The 17,593-nt window shown below is 60.7% G+C and carries 16 protein-coding genes; 7 read left to right on the top strand and 9 right to left on the bottom strand.

Features of this window, described 5'->3' with window-relative positions; genetic code table 11:
- Positions 1-19: 19 nt before the first annotated feature.
- Positions 20-1,246, bottom strand: a complete 1,227-nt coding sequence (locus tag AGR2A_RS15885; RefSeq protein WP_080823139.1) for an ROK family transcriptional regulator — start codon at positions 1,244-1,246, stop codon at positions 20-22.
- Between the two features lie 251 nt (positions 1,247-1,497).
- Here AGR2A_RS15885 and AGR2A_RS15890 point away from each other — a divergent pair, with 251 nt between their 5' ends.
- The 6 genes from AGR2A_RS15890 to AGR2A_RS15915 are packed head-to-tail and all read left to right on the top strand — an operon-like array spanning position 1,498 to position 7,998.
- Positions 1,498-2,751 carry an extracellular solute-binding protein gene (locus tag AGR2A_RS15890; RefSeq protein ID WP_080823410.1) on the top strand — a complete coding sequence of 418 codons (1,254 nt, stop codon included), beginning with the start codon at positions 1,498-1,500 and terminating at the stop codon, positions 2,749-2,751.
- 17 nt (positions 2,752-2,768) lie between these two features.
- Positions 2,769-3,710, top strand: a complete 942-nt coding sequence (locus AGR2A_RS15895; RefSeq protein ID WP_080823140.1) for a carbohydrate ABC transporter permease — start codon at positions 2,769-2,771, stop codon at positions 3,708-3,710.
- Positions 3,707-4,549, top strand: coding sequence for a carbohydrate ABC transporter permease (locus AGR2A_RS15900; protein WP_006697289.1), 843 nt, complete (start codon positions 3,707-3,709; stop codon positions 4,547-4,549). The genes AGR2A_RS15895 and AGR2A_RS15900 overlap by 4 nt, the downstream gene beginning before the upstream one ends.
- A 4-nt stretch (positions 4,550-4,553) precedes the next feature.
- Entirely contained in the window at positions 4,554-6,068 is a 1,515-nt protein-coding gene (gene argH, locus AGR2A_RS15905) for an argininosuccinate lyase (RefSeq protein WP_080823141.1), read from the top strand.
- The gene (locus tag AGR2A_RS15910; protein WP_080823142.1) at positions 6,068-7,108 is read left to right on the top strand and encodes an ABC transporter ATP-binding protein; all 1,041 of its coding nucleotides are present in this window, start codon (positions 6,068-6,070) and stop codon (positions 7,106-7,108) included. Before argH ends, AGR2A_RS15910 begins: the two co-directional genes overlap by 1 nt.
- Positions 7,105-7,998 carry a carbohydrate kinase family protein gene (locus AGR2A_RS15915; protein WP_080823143.1) on the top strand — a complete coding sequence of 298 codons (894 nt, stop codon included), beginning with the start codon at positions 7,105-7,107 and terminating at the stop codon, positions 7,996-7,998. Before AGR2A_RS15910 ends, AGR2A_RS15915 begins: the two co-directional genes overlap by 4 nt.
- Positions 7,999-8,013: 15 nt before the next feature.
- On the opposite strand, the gene betC is transcribed toward AGR2A_RS15915, so the two are convergent.
- Positions 8,014-9,528, bottom strand: a complete 1,515-nt coding sequence (gene betC / locus AGR2A_RS15920; protein ID WP_080823144.1) for a choline-sulfatase — start codon at positions 9,526-9,528, stop codon at positions 8,014-8,016.
- A 14-nt stretch (positions 9,529-9,542) separates the two neighbouring features.
- Entirely contained in the window at positions 9,543-10,496 is a 954-nt protein-coding gene (gene choX, locus AGR2A_RS15925) for a choline ABC transporter substrate-binding protein (RefSeq protein WP_080823145.1), read from the bottom strand.
- 94 nt (positions 10,497-10,590) lie between these two features.
- On the opposite strand from choX, the gene AGR2A_RS15930 reads away from it, so the two are divergent.
- Positions 10,591-11,487 carry a choline sulfate utilization transcriptional regulator gene (locus AGR2A_RS15930; RefSeq protein WP_004444701.1) on the top strand — a complete coding sequence of 299 codons (897 nt, stop codon included), beginning with the start codon at positions 10,591-10,593 and terminating at the stop codon, positions 11,485-11,487.
- 29 nt (positions 11,488-11,516) lie between these two features.
- Here AGR2A_RS15930 and AGR2A_RS15935 read toward each other — a convergent pair whose 3' ends face one another.
- The 6 genes from AGR2A_RS15935 to AGR2A_RS15960 all read right to left on the bottom strand — a co-directional run bounded on the left by AGR2A_RS15935 (position 11,517) and on the right by AGR2A_RS15960 (position 17,487).
- The gene (locus tag AGR2A_RS15935) at positions 11,517-12,968 is read right to left on the bottom strand and encodes an aldehyde dehydrogenase (RefSeq protein WP_080823146.1); all 1,452 of its coding nucleotides are present in this window, start codon (positions 12,966-12,968) and stop codon (positions 11,517-11,519) included.
- A gap of 16 nt (positions 12,969-12,984) precedes the next feature.
- Entirely contained in the window at positions 12,985-13,707 is a 723-nt protein-coding gene (locus AGR2A_RS15940; protein ID WP_080823147.1) for an ABC transporter ATP-binding protein, read from the bottom strand.
- Complete coding sequence (locus AGR2A_RS15945) at positions 13,700-14,428, bottom strand: ABC transporter ATP-binding protein (protein ID WP_080823148.1); 729 nt, start codon at positions 14,426-14,428, stop codon at positions 13,700-13,702. The genes AGR2A_RS15940 and AGR2A_RS15945 overlap by 8 nt, the downstream gene beginning before the upstream one ends.
- Complete coding sequence (locus AGR2A_RS15950; RefSeq protein WP_080823149.1) at positions 14,425-15,333, bottom strand: branched-chain amino acid ABC transporter permease; 909 nt, start codon at positions 15,331-15,333, stop codon at positions 14,425-14,427. Before AGR2A_RS15950 ends, AGR2A_RS15945 begins: the two co-directional genes overlap by 4 nt.
- The gene (locus AGR2A_RS15955) at positions 15,330-16,202 is read right to left on the bottom strand and encodes a branched-chain amino acid ABC transporter permease (RefSeq protein ID WP_080823411.1); all 873 of its coding nucleotides are present in this window, start codon (positions 16,200-16,202) and stop codon (positions 15,330-15,332) included. Before AGR2A_RS15955 ends, AGR2A_RS15950 begins: the two co-directional genes overlap by 4 nt.
- A 70-nt stretch (positions 16,203-16,272) precedes the next feature.
- Positions 16,273-17,487: an amino acid ABC transporter substrate-binding protein gene (locus AGR2A_RS15960; protein ID WP_080823150.1), complete on the bottom strand. Its 1,215-nt coding sequence runs from the start codon at positions 17,485-17,487 to the stop codon at positions 16,273-16,275.
- Positions 17,488-17,593: the final 106 nt, after the last annotated feature.

A 17,593-nucleotide genomic window follows, 5' to 3' on the forward strand; every position in this document is an offset into this window, starting at 1 on the left:
GGGCGGTCTCCTCCAATATTCAGCCGGGTGCCTGCGCTGCGGCTCCCATGGATGTCTCAAGTTTTGGCGTGACGATATCGAAAAGCGGCAAGGCGGCAGCGCCGAGGGCAGCAGTCAACTGCCCGGACTTGCCATGGATGACACGCGGAAGTTCCCGCTGCCTGCGACTTGCGACCGAGGTCGGCAAAGGCCCCATCCGTGCAATGATTTCACTGATGATGACCTCAGGCAGAGCGCCGCCGAGAATGACTGTCTGCGGATCGAGAATATTCTCGAGCATCGCCACCATGGGCGCCAGATGCGCCGCAGCTTCGTCGATCCATTCCCTCACCACGGGATGGCCTGCCTTGAACAGGGCCTCCAGATCATCAAGTTCCGTATCCGCAACACCGGCGCATACAAGCTTTTCCTTCAGTACATAGACTGAGGCATAAGCCTCCAGGCACCCTCTCTGCCCGCAGGAAGGACAAGGCCTTCCCCTCGGCGAAACAGTCACATGGCCGATTTCGCCGGCATTCCCGAATGCACCGCGATAGGGCGCGCCATCCTGGATGATGCCGAGGCCGATACCGACGCCGAAATAGATCATGCAGAAAATCGGGATCGCCAGACCAGCACCAAACAGCCGTTCCCCGACTGCTGCGGCCGTGGCATCGTTTTCAACCACGACCGGCTGGCCGCAGGCTTCGCCCAGCATCTGCCGGGCATCAATGCCGCCCCAGCCGGAAAGCGTCGTCGGTCCCACCGAAGTCATGCCATCGATCTCGAAGGGACCGGGCATGACGACCCCGGTGCCGAGCAGCCTGCAGCCTAGATTTTTGGCAACGGCGTCATGCTCGGCGGCAAAGGTCTTGAATATGGCTTCCGGTGTCGTGTCCGAGAGCGGCGTGATGCGCTGCGTGCGAAGAACGCCGGCGAGATCAAGACCGACGGTGACCATATGGTCGGCGGCGATTTCCACGCCGATCGTCGCCCCGCCATCCGGGTTGACCGAAAACTGGATCGGCGGCTGGCCGCGACCGGAGCGACGACGGCCGAGCTCCTTCAGCAACTCCTCGCCCATGAGTTCATCGACGATATTGGCGACCGCCTGCGGCGTCAGATGCGTGATCTTGGCGATCTCGGCGCGGCCGAGGGAGCCGTGCCGCCGGACAATATCGAGGACGACTCGCCTGTTATGTTCGCGGCTCCGCTCAGGGTTTTTTCCGATTGCTACGGGATAAGCGTCCACCGTGTGCACCGTCATCTCTTCAACTTCCCGTCTGTTAGAAAATTAATAGCGTCGAACCGACGATAAGCGCAATATAATAATTCAAGTAAATTATCTTATTGACAAATGCCTGCCTTCAGAGAACCGTAAGAGCGACCGGGGGTCAGGCTTGCCCGGGCGGAAGAGGAAACTCCGCCACCGGCAAATCGATGAGCGCGCGCGAAAGCGCGGAAAAGGGAACGATCGCTCCGCATCCGGAAGACCGGGCGGAGGAAAAGGAGGCTTACATGCGCAGGGCAACTCTGTTCGCCGGCTTGGTTGCCGGTTTCAGCACATTTGCATTCAACGCCGCGCACGCGGTTGAAATCGAATATTGGCAATATGTCTTCGACACCCGCGTGAAGGCCATGGACGAGCTGATCGCACAGTTCCAGAAGGCCAATCCCGACATCACCGTCAAGCAGGTAACCTTCCCTTATGCCGATTACCAGACGCGCGTGATTGCCGCCAATATGTCCGGCAAGGGCCCGGACGTGATGCAGCTGTTTTACGGCTGGCTCGACAAGTTCGCAGCGGGCGGGATTTTGCAGCCATTGCCAACAGACGCTTTCCCGCATGACAAGATCGAAAGCGAATTTTTCCCGATCGTCAGCGCCATGAAACGCGGCGAGGACTATTACGGCCTGCCGACCGCGGTTCGTTCGCTTGCACTGTTCTACAACAAGAAGCTCTTTACCGAGGCGGGTCTCGATCCCGCAAATCCGCCGAAGACGCTCGATGAATTCGTCGCCGCCGCGCAAAAGATCGCCAAGCACGATGCCGCCGGCAATCTCACCGTCGCCGGTTCCACGCTCGATATGGGCGGACAGGATCACCAGTGGTGGCGTGAGGTGCTCATCCGCCAATATGGTGGCGAGCCCTATACCGACAACGACCAGAAGGTCGCATATAATAGCGAGCCCGGCATCCAGGCTCTGAAATTCTACACCAGTCTGCAGCTCGAAAAAAAGATCGGTCAGGCGGGTTTCATGGATGAGGGCCAGGCCGCCTTCCGTGCGGGCAAGGCGGGCATGACCATCGACGGCACTTTCCGGCTGGGCTCGTTCCGCACCATCAAGGATTTCGAGTGGGGCGTGACCGAACTTCCGACCAATGACAAGAATATCCGCTCCAACTATGCGAGCTATTTCGCCAACGGCATCAGCGCCAAGACAACGGGTGAAGAGCTTGAGGCGTCCAAGAAGTTCCTCGCCTATATCTCTTCACCGGAAGCCATGGCGATCTGGCTGAAGACAGTCGGCGAACTGCCGGCGCGACGCTCCGCAGCGCTGACCGAAGAAAACCTTAAGGATCCGATCTACGCGCCGTTCCTGAAGGGTCTGGAATATGCCCACACGACACTGTTCATGGATGAGGCCGCCCAGCGCCAGAACGCCATTGACATGACCAACCGGGTCCTGCTCGAGGGCCAGTCGGTTGAAGATTCCATCAAGCAGGCCGCCGAGGCCGAGCAGGAAATCATCGACGCGGCGAAACCCTGAAAACCGCAGGTCCAACCATGACAGCGACAGATCAACAGGGGGCGGTATCCGGCCGCCCCGGCGGCTCCTTTGGGGACCGTCTTTCCATGCGCACGAAACGGCTCTTATGGATATGGAGCTTTCTGGCGATCCCTATCCTGTTTTACAGCATCATCCGTTTTTACCCGACGCTGCAGGCCTTCTACCTGTCCTTCACCAACTGGGACCTGCTGAGGCCGGCAAAGTTCATTGGCGTCACCAATTACGTCAAGCTCTTCAAGGACCCGCAATTCTGGAAGGTGTTCAAGAACACCTTTGCGTATCTCATCGTCGGCACGCCGATCAGCCTCGTGCTCGCCTTCGTCATCGCCTTTTATCTCGACCGCGTACGCATCCTGCACGGTTTCATCCGCGCGCTTTATTTCCTGCCCTATCTGACGACGGCGGCCGCGATGGCCTGGGTCTGGCGCTGGTTCTATCAACCGCCGCCCATCGGCATCATCAACGACGTCTTCGCAATTCTCGGCATTCCGCAGCAACCCTTCATCCGCTCTACGGACCAGGCGCTTTATTCGATCATGGTGACAGCCATCTGGGCAGGCCTTGGCTTCCAGATCATCATCTTCATGGCCGGGCTGCGCGCCATTCCAACGACATTTTACGAAGCCGCCCGCATCGACGGGCTGGGCGAATGGGCGATCCTGCGCAAGATCACGCTTCCGCTTCTGAAACCCACCACGGTCTTCCTCGTGGTCTTCTCGTCCATCGGTTTCCTGCGCATCTTCGACCAGGTCTACAACATGACGACCAATGATCCGGGCGGACCGCTCGGCTCAACCAAACCGCTTGTGCTGATGATCTATCAGACGGCGTTCAATTCCTATGCCATGGGTTATGCCGCAGCGCAGACGGTCGTCCTGTTTACCATTCTTCTCGTCGTATCGCTGATCCAGCTCTGGGTCCTGAGGGAAAAGAAATGAGCGAAGCAAAGCCACTTTCCCACGCCCGTATCCGCCCCGGTCGCATTCTCGCCTGGACGTTGCTGTTCATCGGCGGTCTGATCATGGTTTCGCCGCTACTATTCATGTTCTCGACCTCGTTCAAGACGGCGGACCAAGTCTATGATCTCAGGCTCATTCCCGCAGCACCGACGCTTGCCAACTATATCACGGTCATGGCCGACGGCCGTTTCCTGCGCTGGTTCTTCAACTCCATGCTGGTTGCGGTCATCGTTACCGTCTCCAACTGCTTCTTTGACAGTCTGGTCGGGTACACGCTGGCGAAGTTCGAGTTTCGCGGCCGCTATTTCATTTTCCTCGCCATCCTGTCGACGCTGATGATCCCGACCGAAATGCTCGTCATTCCCTGGTATCTGATGTCCAGCCAGCTGGGCTGGCTCGACAGCTACTGGGGCATCATGTTCCCGGGCATGATGACGGCCTTCGGCACCTTCCTGATGAAGCAGTTCTTCGAGACAGTCCCCAACGACTTTATCGAGGCCGCGCGCGTCGACGGGCTGAACGAATTCCAGATCTGGTGGAAAGTCGCCCTGCCGCTGGTGACGCCTGCACTCTCCGCACTCGCGATCTTCACCTTCCTCGGGAACTGGACAGCATTCTTCTGGCCATTGATCGTCACGACAAGCAAGGAGCTCTACACCCTGCCGGTCGGCCTTTCGAGCTTTGCCGTGGAACAGCAGATCCAGTGGGAAATGATCATGACGGGCGCAGCGATTGCGACCATCCCCACCCTCATCGTCTTCATCGTCCTGCAACGCTACATCGTTCGCGGTGTGATGCTGGCGGGTCTGAAAGGATAACATCATGACCGATATCAACCCGCGCCAGTCGGATACCAGCAAGTTTCCCGACCCCGTCTACAAGGAAACCGTGCTGCGCCCGCTTTTCGACGGCGCCAAGAACCACCACGTAGATGGGTTCCGCCGCATAGACCGCGCCCACCTCGTCATGCTGCGCGAAACCGGCATTCTTGATGCCGAGACGGCGGCCAAGATCGCCGGCGCACTCGAAGACATCGACAAAACCATCGAACCCGCGGAGCTTGTTTATACCGGCGAAGTCGAGGATTTCTTCTTCCTGATCGAGAAAGAGCTGAAAGCCCGCATCGGCGTTGACGTCGCCGGCCGCCTGCACACGGCCCGTTCGCGCAACGATATCGATCACACGCTGTTCAAGATCGGCCTCAAGGAAAAGATCGACACGCTCACCGTCAAGGCGCGTGTCCTGCTGAAAGCGCTGATCGATGCCGCCGAACGCAATCAAGCCACGCTGATCGTGGCTTACACCCATGGGCAGCCGGCCCAGCCCACCACCTTCGGCCACTACCTTTCGGCAGCGATCGAGGTGCTGATCCGGGATATCGAACGTTTTGCGGAGGCGCGCCGCATCGTCGATCTTTCGCCGATGGGCGCTGCCGCCATCACCACCTCGGGCTTTCCCATCGATCGGGCGCGGGTCGCCGAATTGCTGGGCTTTGCTGCACCCTTACGCAATTCCTATTCCTGCATCGCCGCCGTGGATTACACGACCGCGACCTATGGCGCGATCGAGCTGATGTTCCTGCATCTCGGACGGCTCATCCAGGATTTCCAGTTCTGGACGAGTTTCGAGGTTGGCCAGATCTACGTGCCGAATGCGCTGGTGCAGATTTCCTCGATCATGCCGCAGAAGCGAAACCCGGTGCCGATTGAACATCTGCGCCACCTCGCCAGCCAGACATTCGGGCGGGCGCGCACGGTGCTGGATGTGATGCATAATACGCCCTTCACCGACATGAATGACAGTGAGGGCGAAACGCAGGGCATGGGTTACGAAGCCTTCGCCTCTGCCGGCCGGGTTCTCGATCTTCTTGCCAGCCTCGTTGGCCAGATCAGCATCGATCCCGAAAGGGTCGACCAGAACATCCGCCGGTCGTGTATCACCATCACGGAACTGGCGGATTCGCTTGTCCGCATCGAAGACCTGTCTTTCCGCCAGGCCCATGAGATTGCCGCGACTGTTGCCAAGAGCGTCGTCGCGCTGAAAGGCGATCTGCCGAACGACGGTTACCAGCCGTTCCTCAAGGCGTTCCATGAGCTGACAGGGCGGCAAACCGGGATCGATGAGGAAAAATTCAGGCAGATCGTTTCGCCCGAGCACTTCGTTGCCGTACGCAGCCGTTTCGGCGGCCCTGCCCCCGAACCGATGCGGGAGGCGATTGCCACCTATCGCAACAGGCTTGCTGCATTCGAGGCGGAAGCACGGCGATCCGCCGATCACGAAGCGGCAAAGGCCGCGGAACTCACAGAGAAATTCACCGCCCTGACGGGAGCCCGATGATGGCGACAATCGAACTCAATAAACTCGTGAAGCGCTATGGCAAGGTCGAGGCGGTCAAGGGCATCGATCTTGCCATTGAAGACGGCGAGTTCGTCGTTTTTGTCGGCCCGTCCGGCTGCGGCAAATCCACCACCCTCAGAATGATCGCCGGGCTGGAAGAAATCTCCGACGGAGCGCTGAAGATCGGCGGCGACATCGTCAATGAGAAGGAACCGAAACAGCGCAACATCGCGATGGTCTTCCAGAACTATGCGATCTATCCGCATATGACGGTTCGCCAGAACATCGGCTTTGGCCTCTACACCTCGAAGCTTGACCGCGAGGAAAAGAACCGCCGCATCGAGGAGGCCGGCCGGGTGCTCGGTCTGGAGGCCCTGCTCGACCGGCGGCCGGCGGCCCTGTCAGGCGGCCAGCGGCAGCGTGTCGCCATCGGCCGCGCCATGGTGCGCGATCCCGCCGCCTTCCTGTTCGATGAGCCACTGTCTAACCTAGACGCCCAGCTGCGCGCACAGATGCGTATTGAAATCAAGCGCTTGCATCAGCGTCTTAAGACGACAACCGTTTATGTCACCCACGATCAGGTGGAAGCCATGACCATGGCCGACAGGATCGTCGTCATGAAGGACGGCCACATCCTGCAGGTCGGCACGCCAACGGAACTTTATGAAACACCCGTCAATATCTTGACCGCACGCTTCATCGGCAGCCCCTCGATGAACCTGCTGCGCGGAACCAGAGCCGGCGACAGCGTCGCGCCGTCCGCCACGGGTGAGCTTCTGATCGGCGTCCGGCCGCATGATCTGCTTGTTGGCGAGTCTGGGTCCGCTCAGGGGACGTTTACCCTGGAAGGAACGGTAACGGCAGTCGAGCCGCTCGGGCCGGAGACGCTTGTCCATCTGGACACCGACACCAGTTCGGTAATCGCCACGGCGAGAAGCAAAACCATTCCGGCCGTCGGCGGCAGGCTGCAATGCCAGGCGGCGCGAGGTTCGCTTTATCTTTTTGACGCCAAGACGGAAAAGCTTCTGGGCCGCGCATGATGACAACGGAAAAAACTGCCGTCATCAGCATCGGCCGGATCTATTGTGACCTCATTTTCACCGGTCTTAATGAACTGCCAGTGCTCGGCCGGGAACTGTTTGCCCGAGACATGGAAATCGCCCCCGGCGGCGGAGCCTTCATTGCCGCCGCCCATTTTGCCCACGTCGGACGCCCGGTTGCTCTGCTCGCAAGGCTCGGCACCGATACATTTTCGCGCGATATCGGTGAGAAAATGGCGCAAAGCGGCGTCGACCTGCGGTTTCTGGAACATGCAGCAGATGCCGGACCGCAGGTGACGGTGGCGACGGTGGTTGGCCAGGACCGGGCATTTTTGACGCGACGCGCCGGTGCCGCCCGTCCCTCGACGCTCGATGCCGCCTTCGCGTGGGATAACGCCCGGCATCTGCACATCGCCGAATTCGCCACGCTGCATGAGATGCCTGATCTGGTTTCACGCGCCAAGGCAAGCGGATTGTCAGTATCGCTCGATCCAAGCTGGGATGCTTCGCTGATTTACGACAAGGGGCTGCTGAAGGCCTGTGCCGGTGTCGACGTGTTTTTGCCCAATCTCGAAGAGGCGGAAGCAATCACGGGGCATTCTGACCCGGAACGAGCCATCCACGCCCTGTCAGAGGCCTTTCCCGTCGTGGCGCTGAAAGGCGGCGCGCAGGGCGCGTGGATATCTTGTCGAAGGGGCTTGCAGCATCTGGCAGCCCAGGACGTACCCGTCGTCGATACGACCGGCGCCGGCGACGCCTTTAATGCCGGTTTTCTTGATGCCTGGCTTCAAGGCAGGGACGAACAGCAATGCCTCACAGCCGGGGTTGCCGCGGGCAGTCTTGCCGTGCAGGCGGCGGGCGGCGCGCCGAGGGTGTCGACCACCGCTTGAGGCACCTTGCCCGCCTCACTCGCCGCGCGGAAAACGCTGGTTTTCTTCCAGCACGTTGAGGTCCATGTGGTTACGCATGTAGCGTTCCGAAGCCTTCTGCAAGGGTTGGTAGTCCCACGGGTAATAGGCGCCGTTGCGCAGCGCCTTGTAGACCACCCAGCGCCGCGCCTGACTTTCGCGAACGGCGGCGTCGAACACCGGCAACTGCCACCGCCGGCCAATTTCGGCGGAAAGCGACGAGAGCACGTCGCTGAAAGCGGGATCGCCAGCGAGATTCGTGCGCTCTTCGGGATCGGCATCCAGATCGTAAAGCAGCGGCGGATCGGCCTCACAGACGGACAATTTGTATCGACCGTCCCTGATGGCGACGAGCGGCGAGATCGAGCCTTCGGCCGCATATTCCATCGGCACCTGGCCGCGCCCGCCGGTGCCAGCAGCCAACGGCGCCAGATCCTCGCCATCCGTCCAGCGTTTAAGCGAGGTGATATCAAGCCCTGCCAGACCGCACAGCGTCGGCGTCACATCCAGTGTCGAGGTCGGCGTATCGATCAATGCCGGCTGCCATCCTGGCGCGGCGATCATCAGCGGTACGCGGGCCGAGCCCTCGAAGAAGCACATCTTGAACCACAGGCCGCGCTCACCCAACATATCGCCATGGTCTGAAAGGAAGAGGACGATGGTGTCCTCCTCCATCCGCGTCGCCTTCAGGACGCCAAGGATTTCGCCGACCTTCTCGTCGATATAGGAGACGTTGGCGAAGTAACCGCGGCGTGCCCGGCGTATCTGCTCCGGCGAAATATCGAAGGCATTGTGGTCACAGGCTTCCAGCAACCGTTTCGAATGCGGGTCCTGCTGATCGAAAGCAATGGCCTCCGACTGCGGATCGAGCGCCGGGCAATCCTCATAGAGATCCCAGAATTTCCGCCGCGCCACATAGGGATCGTGCGGATGGGTGAAGCTGACCGTCAGACACCACGGCCGGTCATCGAGCCGACGAGACAGGTCATAGAGCTTGCGGGTGGCGTGGTAGGCTACCTCGTCGTCATACTCCATCTGGTTGGTGATTTCGGCAACCCCTGCACCCGTCACCGAACCCAGATTGTGATACCACCAGTCGATCCGCTCGCCCGGCTTGGCATAATCGGGCGTCCAGCCAAAATCCGCGGGATAGATGTCGGTCGTCAGGCGCTCTTCGAAGCCGTGCAGCTGGTCAGGCCCGACGAAATGCATCTTGCCTGAGAGACCGGTGTAATAACCGGCTGCCCGCAGATGGTGCGCATAGGTCGGAATGTCGGAGGCGAACTCGGCGGCATTGTCGTAAACCCGCGTCCGGCTTGGCAATTGCCCGGACATCAGGGAGGCGCGGGCCGGCGCACAAAGCGGGCTGGCCGTATAGGTATTGGCGAAGCGTACAGACCGCTCCGCCAAGGCTTTCAGATGCGGCGCATGGAGAAAATCGGCCGGTCCATCGGGAAACAACGTCCCGTTGAACTGGTCGACCATCAGAATGAGGATATTGGGACGCGGCATTTCCACTTTCCGGCTCAGAGACCAAGCTTGCCCTTAACGGCATCCGCACCCGGTTTTCCATCCAGCGTGGTAACGCCCTGCAGCCAGCCATCCAGCGCTTTGGGGTTGGCCTTCACCCAGGCCGCTGCCGCGGCTTTGGAATCCTCTCCGCCGAGAATCGAACCCATGAGGGTATTTTCCATGCCGATATCGAACTTCAGGTTTTTGAAGAGCGCCGCCGCGTTGGGGCATTTTTCCGGCCAGCCGGTGCGGGCAAGCGTATAAACCTCTGCGCCGCCGAAATTCGGGCCGAAATAGGCGTCACCGCCGGAGAGATAGGCGATATCGATCTTCTCGTTCATCGGATGCGGCGCCCAGGCAAGGAAGACCACGGCCTTCTTATCCCGGCCCGCCCGTTCCACCTGCGCCAGCATGGCCTGCTCACCGGATTCGACGAGCTGCCAGCCTTTAAGGCCGAAATCATTGGCGTCTATGATCTTCTGGATATTCTGGTTGGCGGGTGCGCCGGGCTCGATGCCGTAAATCTTGCTCTCGAATTCATCGGCATGTTTGGCGAGATCGGCGAAATCCTTCACGCCCTTCTCCGCCATGTAGGAAGGCACCGCCAGCGTGAACTTGGCGCCCTCGAGATTCTTCGTCAAGACCTCGGCAGCTTTCGCCGAATTGAGGTCATCTACGAAGGATTTCTGCGCCGGCATCCAGTTCCCGAGGAAAACGTCGATTTCGCCGTTCTTCATCGCCTGATAGCCAATGGGCACGGAAAGCGTCTTGACGTCGGCTTCATAACCCAATGCATCGAGCAGTACCGAGGCGACGCCATTGGTTGCGGTAATATCCGTCCAGCCGGGATCGCTTAGACGTACGAGCTTGCAGGACGCGTCATCGGCCGCCTGAAGCGGGGTGGAGAAGGCCGCCACGGACAGGAACAGGCCGGCGGCGATGCGGTGCAGATGAGAAACGGTTTTCATTGCGGCTCCCCTTGTATTAGTCCAGTTTATTGAACACCACATTGTTTTTGCCTGTGAAGCAGGTATTTTTCGATAAGGGATATAAGGAAATTTGATGTCAGACCGGCCGCTCGATCTCGGATGGATGCGCATCTTTACCGAGGTTGCCCGCCAAGGCAGCCTGACGGCGGCGGCGGGCTCCCTGCGGCTCACCCAGCCTGCCGTCAGCTATCAGATGCGCAGGCTCGAAGAGGAGCTTGGGGTGGCGCTCATCCGCCGCAAACATCGCGGCATCGATCTGACGGCAGAGGGACAAAGGCTGTTCGAGATCGTCTCCCGCAATGTCGATGCCATTGATCTCCTCGCGCAGCAGCTTCGGCGAACGGAGGAACGCCAGACCATCCGCCTGCATACCGACTATGCCTTTTCGTCATTGTGGCTCATTCCGCGGATGCACGGATTTCGAGCGCTCAACCCTGACATCAACATCCAGATCGTCGCCACGCAGGACCCGTTGGGTCAGGGCAAGCATGACAGCGACGTGATGATCATTTTCGGCACCCGGCAAGAGGCGGGTGACGGGGCCGTACTGCTGCTTTCGGAAAAAGTCACGCCGGTCTGTTCACCTGCGTTTTTGGCAGCAACGCCGGCGCCCGCAGGCGTTGCTGATTTTTCGCGGCGGAAACTCATCCACCTCGAAAATACCTCATCAGCGCACTGGTTCGACTGGCCTTCCTATTTCAAGCATTTCGGCGTTCAGAGAGGCCCCGAAAACGACGGCGGCGACATCAGCTTCAACAATTACACCATGGTGGTTCAGGCGACCATTGGAGAACAGGGCTTTGCGCTCGGCTGGGCCGGGCTCGTCGATCCACTGCTCGAGGCTGGCGTACTGGTCACGGCAGGCCCCAGCCTCGATGCACCGGGGCGCGGCTACTGGTTGATGCGGCCGAAAAGCAGCGACAGCGCGGTGAGAAAACTCACCGGCTGGCTGATCGACGAGCGGCGGTGAGGCCGCCGCAGCCGCCCCCGGCGTCCGGTTCAGATCGGATAATGCAGCGGCCCGTCCTGCAGCGTGACCCAGCGTAATTCGGTGAATTCCGCAATGCCCGCCGTGCCGCCGAAGCGGCCGTAACCGGAGGCCTTGACCCCGCCGAAAGGCATCTGCGCCTCATCGTGAACAGTCGGCCCGTTGATGTGGCATATGCCGCTTTCGATCCGCGCGGCAATGGCAAGCGCCCGCGCCTGGTCCCTGCCGAAAATCGCGGCGGAAAGACCAAACTCTGTTTCATTGGCTATGCTTACCGCCTCATCGACGCTGCCGGCCCTGATGATGGAAACGACCGGACCGAAACTTTCCTCGGAATAAATCCGCATTGCGGGAGTGACGCCATCGATGGCGATGGCATCGAGCATGGTGCCGGTACCGCCACCGCCCGCGACCAGCTTTGCGCCTTTGGACACGGCGTCGTCCACCAGCGCCCTTATGCGTGACGTCGCTTCGGCGCTGACCAGTGAGCCGAGCGGTGTTTTTCCCTCGCGAGGGTCCCCGGCCGTGAGGTTGGACGCTTTTTTGGCGAAGGCCTGCACGAATGTATCGGCAACGCTGTCGAGCACGATGATGCGCTCCGTCGACATGCAGATCTGGCCCTGGTTCATGTAGGCGCCGAAGGCGGCCGCCGCGACAGCGGCGTCGATATCGGCATCATCAAGCACGATGAACGGCGCCTTGCCGCCGAGTTCCAGCAGCGCCGGTTTCAGGTAACGGCCGGCCGTTTCGGCAATCACGCGGCCAACGCGGGTTGACCCGGTGAAGTTGACGCGTCTGACAGCGGAGTGCGCAATCAGCGTGTCGACGATCTTTGCTGCATCCTCCGGCGCATTGGAGACGGCATTGAGCACGCCCTTCGGCAGACCTGCCGACGCCACCGCCTCGATGATCAGCGCATGGGTACGAGGGCAAAGCTCCGAAGTCTTCATCACCACCGTATTGCCGCAAGCCAGCGGCGTGGCGATGGAGCGCACGCCGAGAATGACCGGCGCATTCCACGGCGCGATGGACAGCACAACGCCCGCCGGCTGGCGCAGCGCCATCGCCATGGTGCCGGGACGGTTGGAGGGAATGATCTCGCCCTTGATCTGGGTGGTCAGGCTTGCGGCCTCCACCAGCATATCGCTTGCGAGCTTTACATTGAAACCAGCCCAGGCATCGGTCGCGCCGATTTCTTCCTTCATCGCCTGGGTAATGTCAGGCCCGGCGGCGAGCAGCGCCTGAGCCGCCGCCAGCAGCAGGCGGCGGCGCTCGCCGGGCGATGTGGCCGACCAGACGGGAAAGGCGGCCGCGGCAGCATCGGCCGCACGGGTAGCGTCCTCCACCGTTGCCGCCGCCGCGCTGGTCGCGACGTCGCCGGTGATCGGATTGTGACGCTCGAAGCGCTTTCCGTTCGCGGCCGGGCAATGGTCGCCACCGATGAAAAGATTGACAGTCTGCATGGTCTTCCTCCTGAATTCAGACAATGGCGGCGGTGGTGCCGCCGAGAAACGCCCGTTGCACGGCGGCATCGGCGGAGAGGGCTTCAGCTGAACCTGTCCCGACGATACGCCCCGCTTCCAGCAAATAACCCCGGTCGGCCAGCGCCAGGCTTTCGCGCACATTCTGCTCCACGAGCAGAAGGGAAAGGCCGCTCTTCTTGATCTCGGCCAGGGCGGCAAAAAGTTCCTGCGTGACGATGGGCGCAAGACCCAGGCTCGGCTCGTCCAGCAAGAGATAATCCGGTGCCGACATCAGCGCCCGCCCGATGGCGACCATCTGCTGTTCGCCGCCGGACATGGTGCCGGCAAGCTGCTGCCGGCGTTCGGCGAGACGCGGAAACAGCGAGAAAATATGCTCCCGTGTCACTTTCTCTGCTGAACGGGCATGGCGGGGATTAGCGCCGAGGCGAAGATTATCCTCCACCGTCAGCGCCGGGAAAATTCCGCGTCCTTCTGGCACCAGCGCCACGCCGCAGTCCACGATCCGATGAGGAGTAACAGCGGCAAGCGACGCACCGTCGACGCGCACTTCGCCGGACGCCGGCACAACCATGCCGCCGACGGCTTTCAGCAGCGACGACTTGCCGGCGCCATTGGCGCCAAGCAGAACCACGGTTTCGCCCTTCGCAACATTGAGCGATATGCCATCAACAGCGAGATGTTTGCCGTAGCGGATTGTTAACGCATCTATTTCAAGCATGTGCCGCTCCCAGATATGCGGAGATAACCTGCGGATCATCAAGCACCGCTGCCGTCGGCCCGTCGGCGATCTTGCGGCCGGCCGCCATGACCACGGAGCGCGGGCAAAGGGCGCGCACGGCCGCCATGATATGTTCCACCAGCAGGATGGTCGTCCCTTCCGATGCCAGCCGCCGGATCAGCGCGATCCCCTCTTGCAGCTCCGTGGGGTTGAGGCCTGCGAGCCATTCGTCAAGAAGCAGAAGCTTCGGTTCGCCCGCAAGCGCACGCGCCAGTTCGAGGCGCTTCTGATTGATATAGGTGAGATCGCCGGCCGGCATGACTTCCCGCCCCGCCAGCCCTATTCTTTGCAGACAGGTGCGCGCGACCTTCTCCGCCGCTGGGCGGGACAACCGCTGCGGCCCGAACATGGCCGAAACCGCGACATTGTCCAGCAGGGAGAGCGAAGGCAAAAGCCGCACGAGCTGGAAGGTGCGCGCCACGCCGGCGCGCGCAATCGCATCCGGCCGCCGGCCGGCAATCTCCTGCCCTTCCAGCCGGATTGATCCCTCCGTCGGCTTCAGCGCGCCCGAAATCAGGTTCATCAGCGTCGTCTTTCCGGAACCGTTCGGCCCGAGCAGCCCCACGACCTCGCCAGCCTTGATAGTCAGGCCCAGACCGTCCACTGCCTTCAGCCCGCCGAAGGTCTTGCGGATATCAGCAATTTCGAGAACCGTGCTCATGCCATCTTCTCCTTTTTGCGCAACTTCTCCAGCGCCGCCAGCACGCCATCCGGCAACACAAAGACGATGAGGATGAAGAGAGCGCCGAGAATGATGGAAAAATGGTTGGGGAAATTGGCGCCCAGCCATTCGAACAGCAGGAACAGCGGCACAGCACCGAGGATGGGTCCCCAGCGGCGCGTCGCTCCGCCAAGCAGGGCCATGATCACGGTGAGGAAGGAAACCTGAGGATTGAAGACGATGGCCGGCTCGATATAGACCCAGCGCGGGGCCTGGATGGCGCCAACAAGCGTGATGATGGTGGCGGACAGCACGAAGAGCGCCAGCTTGGTGCGGGCAAGATTAATTCCTGCGTGGGCGGCCACCACCTCATCATCGCCGATTGCCTTCAGCGCCAGGCCGAGCTTGCTGCGGTCGATGAGAGTCGACAGGACAAGAGTAACGGCGGCCAGCGCCAGCAATTGCCAGAGGACATGCTGCGGCTCCAGCGGCAGGAAGATATAGCGCCCGAGCGTTCCGGTCACATTCACTTCATACCATGTGATGAGCTGGCGGATGAGTTCGGCAAGGCCGAAGGAAAAGATCACGAAATAAATGCCAGCGACGCGCAGCGTGGAAAGCCCGACGACGAAGGCAAGCGCCGCGCCGACAAGGGCGGAGCACAGGAGGACGAGCGGCCAGGGCAAGACCTCGCTCAGCACCGCGACCGTATAGGCCCCGACACCGAAAAAGGCGACGGTGGCGAGCGATATATAGCGGGTCGGACCGGAGAACATGGCCCAGGCGGAAGCAAGCGTGGCATAACCGAGAAGGCCGATGATGACGCCGACACCATAGGCATCGAAGAAGAAGGGGGAAAGCGCCAGCAGCGCGGCTGCGGCGAGGCCGATCAGAAGCGGAATCATTTGCCCCTCCTTGCGAAGATGCCTTCCGGACGCCAAAGCAGGACCATGAGAAAGAGCAGGTAGGTGGCGGCAAGTGTGAGGCCGGGATCGACATAAACCAGCACAAAGGTTTCCACGAGACCGAGCAGCAGCCCGGCGACCAGCGCGCCGAGCAGATTGCCGATACCGCCCATGATGACGACGACAAGCGCCTTCATGGTGAAGACCACGCCATAGGAGGCGGAAAAGGTCTGGTACATCGAGATCATCACCCCGCCCGCCACGGCGAGTGCGCCACCGAGAGCAAAGCCGAGGGAAGCCACACGGTTCACATCGATGCCGACCAGCGGCGCGGAACGGGGCGACAGCGCCACTGCCCGCAGGTTAAGACCCCAGCGGCTGTGGGTGAGCGCCAGATAAAGCCCACCGCCAATCAGGACGGACAAGCCGAAAGACAGAAGCCGGTTCATTGCCACCGTCGTGCCGAATATATCGACTCCATCGGCGAGATAGGAATAGGAATGGTAATTGCCGCCGAACGCCACGAGCATGATGCCCTGGATAACGAAGAGCAGTCCGAAGGTTGCCAGAATGGAATCGACTTCCAGACGGCCAGAGCCGCCCGAACGGCGCACCAGCGGCCGCATCATGACGCGGTAGATCGCGAAAGAAAGGCCGTAACCGAGCGGTACGATGATGAAAAGCGACCAGAGCGGCGAAAGCCCGTAACCGGAAAACAGAACGAAGGTGATGAAGGCAGCCGCGATCAGCACTTCGCCATAAGCGAGGTTCATGATGCGGGCGATGCCATATTGCAGCGAAAGTCCAAGCGCGATCAGCGCATAGGTCCCTCCCAGCATCAAGCCGAAGATGAGGGTGGATAAGAACAAGGAAATGTCTCCAGTCTGGAACATGGCCGAAGCCTTCCGGCCGGGTTCACAGGTCCCGGCCGGAAAGGGCTTACCATTGCGGCTTCGGGACAAGGGGCTTGGCCGCACCTGGACGTTCCGCAGGCGCAATCGCGACGAAACGCTCGCCCTGCCATTGCCCCGCCCACCACAGCTGACGAAGCTGGTTGTCTTCAAGTTTGACCGGGCCAATAACGGTGTCGAAGCTTCCCGTCGAAAGCTCGCCCGCCACCGCTGCCCTGTCGAGCCCGACACGCTGGATTGACTGGGCCAGCATTTCGAGGCTCGCATAGGTGATGGCGCTTGCCCAGCTGTCCGGCTTGGTGCCGATGAAGGCTTCGTGACGCTTGAAATAATCCTCGATCCTGTCGCTGCTTCCATCGACGCCGCCGATGCTGATGACACCTTCCTGCTTGCCATCGGAAACCTTCGGGAAAATCGGGAAAGCACCGCCGACACCGACGTAGAACACCTTCGGATTATATCGTGCAGTCTGCGCCTGCTTCGTTACCGCGAAACTGTCCGGCGGGTAGGAGAAGGCGATGAAACTGTCCGCACCGCTTGCCGCGGCCTCGTTCACAAGCGCGGCAAAATCCGAGGTGCCGACCGGATAGGTCTTGTCATAAGCAAGCGTAAAACCTGCTTCCTTCAGCGCGGGTCGCGCGGCCTTGATGAGATCGATGCCGAAACCGTCCGCGACAGATATCACGGCCACCTTGTCATTGATCTGGCCTGCTTCGCGGGCGGCTTTCAAAACATCGGCCAGTGCAACGGCATAGTCGTGCCCCCCGCCCAGCATCCAGAAGCTCTTCTTCCAGCGCTTGGCGAAATCGGGCGCCTTGTCGGTGACGCCGGTGACCGCGAGCTGCGGATAACCGAAACGGTCATAGAGCGGCGCAACCGCCAGATTAAACCCCGTGCCCCAGGGCGGCAGGATGAAATCCACCTTGTCCTGGCTGGCCAGCCGCTCGGTGAACCGCACCGCGTCCTCGGCCGAGGAACGGTCGTCATATTCGACCACATCAACTGGCAAGCGCTTACCATCGGGCAGCGTGAGGCCGCCGGCATCGTTGACCTCCTTCACCCATAATTTGTAGTTCGGAATGGTCGTGATACCCGCGCCGGTGGCATTGGCGCCGCTTTTTGACACAGCATAGCCAATCTTTACGGAAGTGCGGTCCTGCGCAGTGGCATGACTGAAAGACACTGCAGACAGGGCAGCACCGGAGAGCAGGCAGAACAGCGTTCTGCGCTTCAAATTGTTCATGATGTTCCTCCCAAAGCGCTCGATCGGGCAGCCCTTCTCCTCAAGACTCCCCACGCGCAGATCGAAGTTTAGCAATGACAGTTGCATATAAAATGCACTAGTGTAG

It is taken from the genome of Agrobacterium genomosp. 2 str. CFBP 5494, assembly GCF_900013495.1.
Taxonomy (GTDB): Bacteria; Pseudomonadota; Alphaproteobacteria; order Rhizobiales; family Rhizobiaceae; genus Agrobacterium; species Agrobacterium pusense.

What these genes read in the sequence shown, in the direction of transcription:
- argH (WP_080823141.1), top strand. Translation starts at nt 4,554, where the DNA reads ATGACCGATATCAACCCGCGCCAGTCGGATACCAGCAAGTTTCCCGAC.
- AGR2A_RS15885 (WP_080823139.1), bottom strand. Translation starts at nt 1,246, where the DNA reads ATGACGGTGCACACGGTGGACGCTTATCCCGTAGCAATCGGAAAAAAC.
- AGR2A_RS15900 (WP_006697289.1), top strand. Translation starts at nt 3,707, where the DNA reads ATGAGCGAAGCAAAGCCACTTTCCCACGCCCGTATCCGCCCCGGTCGC.
- choX (WP_080823145.1), bottom strand. Translation starts at nt 10,496, where the DNA reads ATGAAAACCGTTTCTCATCTGCACCGCATCGCCGCCGGCCTGTTCCTG.
- AGR2A_RS15890 (WP_080823410.1), top strand. Translation starts at nt 1,498, where the DNA reads ATGCGCAGGGCAACTCTGTTCGCCGGCTTGGTTGCCGGTTTCAGCACA.
- AGR2A_RS15895 (WP_080823140.1), top strand. Translation starts at nt 2,769, where the DNA reads ATGACAGCGACAGATCAACAGGGGGCGGTATCCGGCCGCCCCGGCGGC.
- betC (WP_080823144.1), bottom strand. Translation starts at nt 9,528, where the DNA reads ATGCCGCGTCCCAATATCCTCATTCTGATGGTCGACCAGTTCAACGGG.
- AGR2A_RS15930 (WP_004444701.1), top strand. Translation starts at nt 10,591, where the DNA reads ATGTCAGACCGGCCGCTCGATCTCGGATGGATGCGCATCTTTACCGAG.
- AGR2A_RS15910 (WP_080823142.1), top strand. Translation starts at nt 6,068, where the DNA reads ATGGCGACAATCGAACTCAATAAACTCGTGAAGCGCTATGGCAAGGTC.
- AGR2A_RS15940 (WP_080823147.1), bottom strand. Translation starts at nt 13,707, where the DNA reads ATGCTTGAAATAGATGCGTTAACAATCCGCTACGGCAAACATCTCGCT.
- AGR2A_RS15935 (WP_080823146.1), bottom strand. Translation starts at nt 12,968, where the DNA reads ATGCAGACTGTCAATCTTTTCATCGGTGGCGACCATTGCCCGGCCGCG.
- AGR2A_RS15960 (WP_080823150.1), bottom strand. Translation starts at nt 17,487, where the DNA reads ATGAACAATTTGAAGCGCAGAACGCTGTTCTGCCTGCTCTCCGGTGCT.
- AGR2A_RS15915 (WP_080823143.1), top strand. Translation starts at nt 7,105, where the DNA reads ATGATGACAACGGAAAAAACTGCCGTCATCAGCATCGGCCGGATCTAT.
- AGR2A_RS15945 (WP_080823148.1), bottom strand. Translation starts at nt 14,428, where the DNA reads ATGAGCACGGTTCTCGAAATTGCTGATATCCGCAAGACCTTCGGCGGG.
- AGR2A_RS15950 (WP_080823149.1), bottom strand. Translation starts at nt 15,333, where the DNA reads ATGATTCCGCTTCTGATCGGCCTCGCCGCAGCCGCGCTGCTGGCGCTT.